General features: G+C 62.3%; 13 protein-coding genes. All 13 read right to left on the bottom strand.

Going from position 1 to position 6,047, the window contains the following annotated elements:
• Window positions 1-13: 13 nt before the first annotated feature.
• The gene (gene rplX / locus TBU01S_RS17225) at window positions 14-340 is read right to left on the bottom strand and encodes a 50S ribosomal protein L24 (protein WP_068638401.1); all 327 of its coding nucleotides are present in this window, start codon (window positions 338-340) and stop codon (window positions 14-16) included.
• An 11-nt stretch (window positions 341-351) separates the two neighbouring features.
• Window positions 352-720, bottom strand: a complete 369-nt coding sequence (rplN, locus tag TBU01S_RS17220; protein ID WP_004332368.1) for a 50S ribosomal protein L14 — start codon at window positions 718-720, stop codon at window positions 352-354.
• A 152-nt stretch (window positions 721-872) separates the two neighbouring features.
• On the bottom strand, window positions 873-1,142 hold the full coding sequence (rpsQ, locus tag TBU01S_RS17215) for a 30S ribosomal protein S17 (protein WP_068638399.1): 270 nt from the start codon (window positions 1,140-1,142) through the stop codon (window positions 873-875).
• Window positions 1,139-1,333 carry a 50S ribosomal protein L29 gene (gene rpmC / locus TBU01S_RS17210; protein ID WP_068638397.1) on the bottom strand — a complete coding sequence of 65 codons (195 nt, stop codon included), beginning with the start codon at window positions 1,331-1,333 and terminating at the stop codon, window positions 1,139-1,141. Before rpmC ends, rpsQ begins: the two co-directional genes overlap by 4 nt.
• A 2-nt stretch (window positions 1,334-1,335) precedes the next feature.
• Complete coding sequence (gene rplP, locus TBU01S_RS17205; RefSeq protein ID WP_068638402.1) at window positions 1,336-1,752, bottom strand: 50S ribosomal protein L16; 417 nt, start codon at window positions 1,750-1,752, stop codon at window positions 1,336-1,338.
• Complete coding sequence (gene rpsC / locus TBU01S_RS17200) at window positions 1,752-2,522, bottom strand: 30S ribosomal protein S3 (RefSeq protein ID WP_068638395.1); 771 nt, start codon at window positions 2,520-2,522, stop codon at window positions 1,752-1,754. Before rpsC ends, rplP begins: the two co-directional genes overlap by 1 nt.
• A 9-nt stretch (window positions 2,523-2,531) precedes the next feature.
• Entirely contained in the window at window positions 2,532-2,861 is a 330-nt protein-coding gene (gene rplV / locus TBU01S_RS17195) for a 50S ribosomal protein L22 (protein WP_068638393.1), read from the bottom strand.
• Window positions 2,862-2,871: 10 nt separating this feature from the next.
• Entirely contained in the window at window positions 2,872-3,147 is a 276-nt protein-coding gene (gene rpsS, locus TBU01S_RS17190; protein WP_002931587.1) for a 30S ribosomal protein S19, read from the bottom strand.
• Window positions 3,148-3,157: 10 nt separating this feature from the next.
• Window positions 3,158-3,985: a 50S ribosomal protein L2 gene (gene rplB / locus TBU01S_RS17185; protein WP_068638391.1), complete on the bottom strand. Its 828-nt coding sequence runs from the start codon at window positions 3,983-3,985 to the stop codon at window positions 3,158-3,160.
• Between the two features lie 6 nt (window positions 3,986-3,991).
• Entirely contained in the window at window positions 3,992-4,297 is a 306-nt protein-coding gene (gene rplW, locus TBU01S_RS17180; protein WP_068638389.1) for a 50S ribosomal protein L23, read from the bottom strand.
• Window positions 4,294-4,914, bottom strand: coding sequence for a 50S ribosomal protein L4 (gene rplD, locus TBU01S_RS17175; protein WP_068638388.1), 621 nt, complete (start codon window positions 4,912-4,914; stop codon window positions 4,294-4,296). Before rplD ends, rplW begins: the two co-directional genes overlap by 4 nt.
• A gap of 10 nt (window positions 4,915-4,924) precedes the next feature.
• Window positions 4,925-5,563, bottom strand: a complete 639-nt coding sequence (gene rplC / locus TBU01S_RS17170) for a 50S ribosomal protein L3 (RefSeq protein WP_068638385.1) — start codon at window positions 5,561-5,563, stop codon at window positions 4,925-4,927.
• A gap of 112 nt (window positions 5,564-5,675) precedes the next feature.
• The gene (gene rpsJ, locus TBU01S_RS17165) at window positions 5,676-5,987 is read right to left on the bottom strand and encodes a 30S ribosomal protein S10 (RefSeq protein ID WP_002931577.1); all 312 of its coding nucleotides are present in this window, start codon (window positions 5,985-5,987) and stop codon (window positions 5,676-5,678) included.
• Between the last annotated feature and the right edge of the window lie 60 nt (window positions 5,988-6,047).

Genomic DNA, 6,047 nt, shown 5'->3' with positions numbered 1-6,047 from the left:
ATCGTCAACTCCTTTAAGGCGTTTTCACCAGCTCGCCGTTTCGACTTTGAAAAAGAAAGCGGACCTTCCGGCCGTCTTCAAGCGTCTTGATCCCGATGCGATCACCCTTCTGGGTGGCGGGATTGAACAGCGCGACGTTCGAGACATGGATGGGCATTTCCTTTTCGACGATGCCACCCACTTCACCCTTCAGGGGATTCGGGCGCACATGCTTCTTGACCCGATTCACACCTTCGACCACGACGCGCTCGTCATCGACGCGGCGCAGCACGGTGCCACGACGGCCGCGATCCTTGCCCGTCAGCACCACCACTTCGTCACCCTTGCGGATCTTGTTCATCTAGCGACTCCTCAGAGCACTTCAGGCGCCAGCGAGACGATCTTCATGAACCGCTCGGAGCGCAGCTCGCGCGTCACCGGCCCGAAGATACGGGTGCCGATCGGCTCGAGTTTGTTGTTCAGGAGGACGGCCGCGTTGTTGTCGAACTTGACCAGCGAGCCGTCAGGACGACGAACACCCTTGGCAGTGCGAACCACCACGGCGTTATAGACGTCACCCTTCTTCACACGGCCACGCGGCGCGGCATCCTTCACGGTCACTTTGATGATGTCGCCGACGCCGGCATAGCGGCGCTTCGAACCACCCAGAACCTTGATGCACATCACCGAGCGTGCGCCGGTGTTGTCGGCCACGTCCAGTCTGGACTGCATTTGAATCATGAAAATATCTCCAACTTATCCCGCATTCGCGGACAGTCTTGGAACCCGTCAGGGTAGGATGCCCCGAGCGAGCCCCGGAGCAAAGAGGCAAAAGTATAACAGCCTGGCACCGAGGCGCCAAGCTGTTTTTTCATTTGCTACTTACTCGCCACTCAGATGACGCGTGCCTTCTCGAGCACCTTGGCGACACGCCAGGTCTTGGTACGCGAGATCGGGCGGCATTCCTCGATTTCGACCAGATCACCGGCCGCGGCCGCACCGTCTTCGACGTGCGCGTGGTACTTCGCCGAACGCGTGATGATCTTGCCGTACAGCGGATGCTTGACCCGGCTTTCGACCAGGACCGTGACGGTCTTCTGCATCTTGTCGCTCACCACACGCCCAACCAGCGCGCGACGAACCTTTTGAACCTGTTCGCTCATTGCTGACCCGCCTTTTCGCGCAGGATGGTACGGACGCGCGCGATGTCGCGACGAACCTTCCCGATCTGACTCGTATTACCCAACTGCTGCGTCGCGTGCTGCATGCGCAGCGAGAACTGCGCCTTCAGCAGTTCGACCAGCTCCGTGTTCAACTCATCAGCGCTCTTGGCGCGGAGTTCACTCGCCTTCATGCTCAAGCTCCCACCATGCGAGTCACGAAGACCGTCTCGATCGGAAGCTTGGCGGCTGCGAGCCGGAATGCTTCACGGGCGAGCGCTTCGTCCACGCCGTCCATCTCATACAGCACCTTGCCGGGCTGGATTTCCGCAACCCAGTACTCCGGGTTGCCCTTGCCGTTACCCATACGCACTTCGGCGGGCTTACGCGAAATCGGCTTGTCCGGGAAGATGCGAATCCAGATACGACCGCCCCGCTTGATGTGGCGGGTCATCGCACGACGCGCCGATTCGATCTGGCGCGCGGTCAGACGACCGCGACCGACCGCCTTCAGGCCGAACTCGCCGAAGGACACCTTCGCACCACGGGTAGCGATACCGGTGTTGCGGCCCTTCTGCTCCTTGCGATATTTCCTTCTAGTCGGCTGCAGCATCATTCACCCCTGCTTTCTTCTTGCCGGCCTTCGCCACGACGAGCGGGACGGCGACCCGGACGGCCTTCGCCGTCACGCGGAGCGCCACGGCGGCCACGGCGGTTGTCGGCTTCAGGCTCGGCAGCGACCGGCTGCTCGTTGCGGCCCAGCATTTCGCCCTTGAACACCCAGACCTTGATGCCGATGATGCCGTAGGTCGTCTTGGCTTCCGAAACGCCGTAGTCGATGTTGGCGCGCAGGGTGTGCAGCGGCACACGGCCTTCACGGTACCACTCGGTACGGGCGATTTCGGCGCCGTTCAGGCGGCCCGAGCTCATGATCTTGATGCCCTGCGCACCGAGGCGCATGGCGTTCTGCATCGCGCGCTTCATCGCACGGCGGAACATGATGCGCTTCTCGAGCTGCTGGGCGATCGAGTCGGCGATCAGCTTGGCATCGACTTCGGGCTTGCGCACTTCCTCGATATTGACGTGGACCGGCACGCCGACGATCTTCTGCAGATCGCGCTTCAGCGCTTCGATGTCCTCACCCTTCTTGCCGATCACGACGCCGGGACGCGCGCTGTACAGCGTCACGCGGGCGTTCTTGGCCGGGCGCTCGATGACCACGCGGCCGACCGAGGCGTGCGCCAGGCGCTTCTTCAGGTACTCGCGCACCTTCAGGTCTTCATGCAGCATACCGGCATAGTCACGGCTGGAAGCGAACCAGCGCGAACCCCAGTCACGCGTGACGGCGAGACGGAAGCCAGTGGGATTGATTTTCTGACCCATGTTTACTCCTTACTCGCCGACGGTCACGTAGACGTGGCAGGTGGGCTTGAGGATGCGGTTGCCGCGACCCTTCGCACGCGCGGTGAAGCGCTTCAGCGTCATCCCTTCTTCCACGTGAATGGTCTTGACCTTCAGCGCGTCGATATCGGCGCCGTCGTTGTGCTCGGCGTTGGCAATGGCCGACTCGACCACCTTGCGGATGATCTTGGCGCCGCGCTTCGGCGAGAACGCCAGGATGTTCAGCGCCTGCTCGACGGGCTTGCCGCGAACCAGGTCGGCGACCAGGCGGCCCTTCTGGGCCGACAGCCGAACGCCACGGAGAATTGCTTTGGTTTCCATGTCGTCCCTCTTAGCGCTTGGCCTTCTTGCTGGCGGCGTGACCCTTGAAGGTACGCGTCAGCGCGAACTCACCCAGCTTGTGGCCGACCATGTTCTCGGTCACGAACACCGGAATGTGCTGCTTGCCGTTATGCACGGCAATCGTCAGACCGATGAAATCGGGCAGAACCGTGGAACGGCGCGACCAGGTCTTGATCGGGCGCTTGTCGTTGCTCGTCCGTGCCGCGTCGACCTTCTTCAGGAGGTGCGCGTCGATGAACGGGCCTTTTTTGATAGAACGTGCCATCTTTTACCCCTTAACGCTTGTGACGACGCTGCACGATCATGTTGTCGGTGCGCTTGTTGCTACGGGTGCGATAACCCTTGGCAGGCGTACCCCACGGGCTGACCGGCTCGCGAGCCTCGCCGGTGCGGCCTTCGCCACCACCGTGCGGGTGATCGACCGGGTTCATCGCCACGCCGCGAACGGTCGGGCGGATGCCGCGCCAGCGGTTGGCACCGGCCTTGCCGATCTTGCGCAGACCGTGTTCGCCGTTGCCGACTTCACCGATCGTCGCGCGGCACTCGACGTGCACGCGGCGGATTTCACCGGAACGCAGACGCAGCTGGGCATAGCTGCCCTCGCGCGCCAGCAGCTGCACCGAAGTACCTGCGGCGCGAGCGATCTGCGCACCCTTGCCCGGCATCATTTCGATGCAGTGGATCGTCGAACCGACCGGAATGTTGCGGATCGGCAGTGCATTGCCCGGCTTGATCGGCGCTTCGACGCCGCTCAGCAGCTGCTGGCCGACTTCGACGCCGCGCGGCGCGATGATGTAGCGACGCTCGCCATCGGCATAGCACAGCAGAGCGATGTTCGCCGAACGGTTCGGGTCGTACTCGATGCGCTCGACCTTGGCCGGGATGCCGTCCTTGTTGCGACGGAAATCGACGATGCGGTAATGCTGCTTGTGGCCACCGCCCTGGTGGCGGATGGTGATGCGACCGCTGTTGTTGCGGCCGGCATTCTTGCTCTGCTTCTCGACCAGCGAGGCGAGCGGACGACCCTTGTAGAGGTCGGGATTGACCACCTTGACCTGGGCACGGCGACCGGCCGAGGTCGGCTTGAGTTTTACGATTGCCATGATCTATTACTCCCCGGCCGCGAAGTTGATTTCCTGGCCGGGCTTCAGGCAGACGAAAGCCTTCTTCCAGTCCTTGCGGCGCCCCATGGTCTTGCCGAAACGCTTGGCCTTGCCCTTGACGTTCAGCACCTGAACGGACTTGACCTCGACCTTGAACAGCGACTCGACAGCCGCCTTCACTTCGGGCTTGGTGGCGTCGGCTGCGACCTTGAACACCACCTGCTCATTCTTGTCGGCGACGAAGGTCGCCTTTTCGGAGATCTGCGGGGCGAGCAGCACCTGCAGCAGACGTTCCTGACTGATCGCGCTCATTGCCACGCTTCCTCCATCTTCGCCAGCGCACCCTTGGTGACCAGCACCTTCGGGAAACGCACCAGCGACACCGGATCCGCTTCGCTGACCGACAGCACCAGAACCTGGTGCAGGTTGCGCGAAGACAGGAACAGGTTCTCGTCGATTTCGTCGGTGATGACCAGGACGGAGTCCAGGCCCATGCCCTTCAGCTTCTGCGACAGCAGACGCGTCTTCGGCGCCTCGACGCTGAAGCTGTCGACCACCGCCAGACGGTCTTCGCGCGCCAGCTGCGACAGGATCGCAGCAACGCCGGCGCGATACATCTTGCGGTTGACCTTCTGGCTGAAGTTTTCGTCCGGCGTGTTCGGGAAGATCTTGCCGCCCCCGCGCCACAGCGGACTCGACGCCATACCGGCGCGGGCATTGCCCGTACCTTTCTGGCGGAAGGGCTTGCGGGTCGACTTGGCGACCTCGGAACGGCCCTTCTGCTTGCGGTTACCCGAACGCGCATTGGCGAGATAGGCCGTCACGACCTGGTGCACCAGCGCTTCGTTGTAATCACGGCCAAACAGCACATCCGACGCCTGCAGCGTCGACGCGGCCTGACCCTGATCATTCAAGAGTTTCAGTTCCATTCCGCGCTCCTCAAGCCTTGACCGCCGGGCAGACGACGACGTCGCCACCCTTCGAACCGGGCACAGCACCCTTCACCAGCAGCAGCTGGCGCTCGGCGTCGATGCGAACGATCTCCAGACCCTGGGTCGTGCGCTGGACGTTGCCGTACTGACCGGCCATGCGCTTGCCCGGGAACACGCGACCCGGATCCTGCGCCATGCCGATCGAACCGGGCGAGCGGTGCGAGATGGAGTTACCGTGGGAAGCACGATTGGACGAGAAGTTGTGACGCTTGATCGGGCCCGAGAAGCCCTTGCCGATCGTCACGCCGGTCACGTCAACCTTCTGGCCGACCTGGAACAGGTCGACGCTGATCGTGTCGCCAGCATTGAAGCCGGACAACTGATCTTCGGCGACGCGGAATTCCTTCATGCCGCGGCAGGGCTCGACGCCCGCCTTGGCCAGATGGCCCGCCACCGGCTTGGTGATCCGGCTGGCGCGACGCTTGCCATAAGCGACCTGAACCGCGGCATAGCCGTCGGTTTCAGAGGTCTTGATCTGGGACACACGATTGTCCGACACGTCAAGCACCGTCACCGGAATGGACCTGCCATCCTCGGCGAAGATGCGAGTCATGCCGACCTTGCGTCCAACAAGGCCTAGACTCATATTTTTCTCCTGAATCCCGGTTGCGATTGACCGGGGGTCACAATTAATGCGCCAAAAGGCACAAAGGCCGGATTATACCGGCCTGTTCCAAGCTTTCGCAAGCAGGGATTGCTTACTGCAGCTTGATCTCGACATCCACACCTGCCGGAAGGTCCAGCTTCATCAGCGCGTCGACCGTCTTGTCGGTCGGATCGATGATGTCCATCAGGCGCTGGTGGGTACGGATTTCCATCTGGTCGCGCGAAGCCTTGTTGACGTGCGGCGAGCGCAGCAGGTCGAAACGCTCGATGCGGGTCGGCAGCGGCACGGGGCCACGGACGACGGCGCCGGTGCGCTTGGCGGTATCGACGATCTCGAGCGCCGACTGGTCGATCAGGCGATAGTCGAAGGCCTTCAGACGGATGCGGATTTTCTGGTTCTGCATGGTATTTCCTAAAGAGCGAAAAGAGCGTTGGGCGGAATCCGGAGATTCCGCCCGCAACGA

The sequence above is a fragment of the Thauera butanivorans NBRC 103042 genome, assembly GCF_001591165.1.
Classification (GTDB): Bacteria; Pseudomonadota; Gammaproteobacteria; order Burkholderiales; family Rhodocyclaceae; genus Thauera; species Thauera butanivorans.
The sequence above is the reverse complement of the archived record's forward strand: the minus strand, read 5'-3'. Positions and strand labels throughout refer to the sequence as shown.

Excerpts from the sequence above, each read along its gene's own strand:
- rplX (WP_068638401.1), bottom strand. The coding sequence starts at position 340 with ATGAACAAGATCCGCAAGGGTGACGAAGTGGTGGTGCTGACGGGCAAG.
- rplN (WP_004332368.1), bottom strand. The coding sequence starts at position 720 with ATGATTCAAATGCAGTCCAGACTGGACGTGGCCGACAACACCGGCGCA.
- rpsQ (WP_068638399.1), bottom strand. The coding sequence starts at position 1,142 with ATGAGCGAACAGGTTCAAAAGGTTCGTCGCGCGCTGGTTGGGCGTGTG.
- rpmC (WP_068638397.1), bottom strand. The coding sequence starts at position 1,333 with ATGAAGGCGAGTGAACTCCGCGCCAAGAGCGCTGATGAGTTGAACACG.
- rplP (WP_068638402.1), bottom strand. The coding sequence starts at position 1,752 with ATGCTGCAGCCGACTAGAAGGAAATATCGCAAGGAGCAGAAGGGCCGC.
- rpsC (WP_068638395.1), bottom strand. The coding sequence starts at position 2,522 with ATGGGTCAGAAAATCAATCCCACTGGCTTCCGTCTCGCCGTCACGCGT.
- rplV (WP_068638393.1), bottom strand. The coding sequence starts at position 2,861 with ATGGAAACCAAAGCAATTCTCCGTGGCGTTCGGCTGTCGGCCCAGAAG.
- rpsS (WP_002931587.1), bottom strand. The coding sequence starts at position 3,147 with ATGGCACGTTCTATCAAAAAAGGCCCGTTCATCGACGCGCACCTCCTG.
- rplB (WP_068638391.1), bottom strand. The coding sequence starts at position 3,985 with ATGGCAATCGTAAAACTCAAGCCGACCTCGGCCGGTCGCCGTGCCCAG.
- rplW (WP_068638389.1), bottom strand. The coding sequence starts at position 4,297 with ATGAGCGCGATCAGTCAGGAACGTCTGCTGCAGGTGCTGCTCGCCCCG.
- rplD (WP_068638388.1), bottom strand. The coding sequence starts at position 4,914 with ATGGAACTGAAACTCTTGAATGATCAGGGTCAGGCCGCGTCGACGCTG.
- rplC (WP_068638385.1), bottom strand. The coding sequence starts at position 5,563 with ATGAGTCTAGGCCTTGTTGGACGCAAGGTCGGCATGACTCGCATCTTC.
- rpsJ (WP_002931577.1), bottom strand. The coding sequence starts at position 5,987 with ATGCAGAACCAGAAAATCCGCATCCGTCTGAAGGCCTTCGACTATCGC.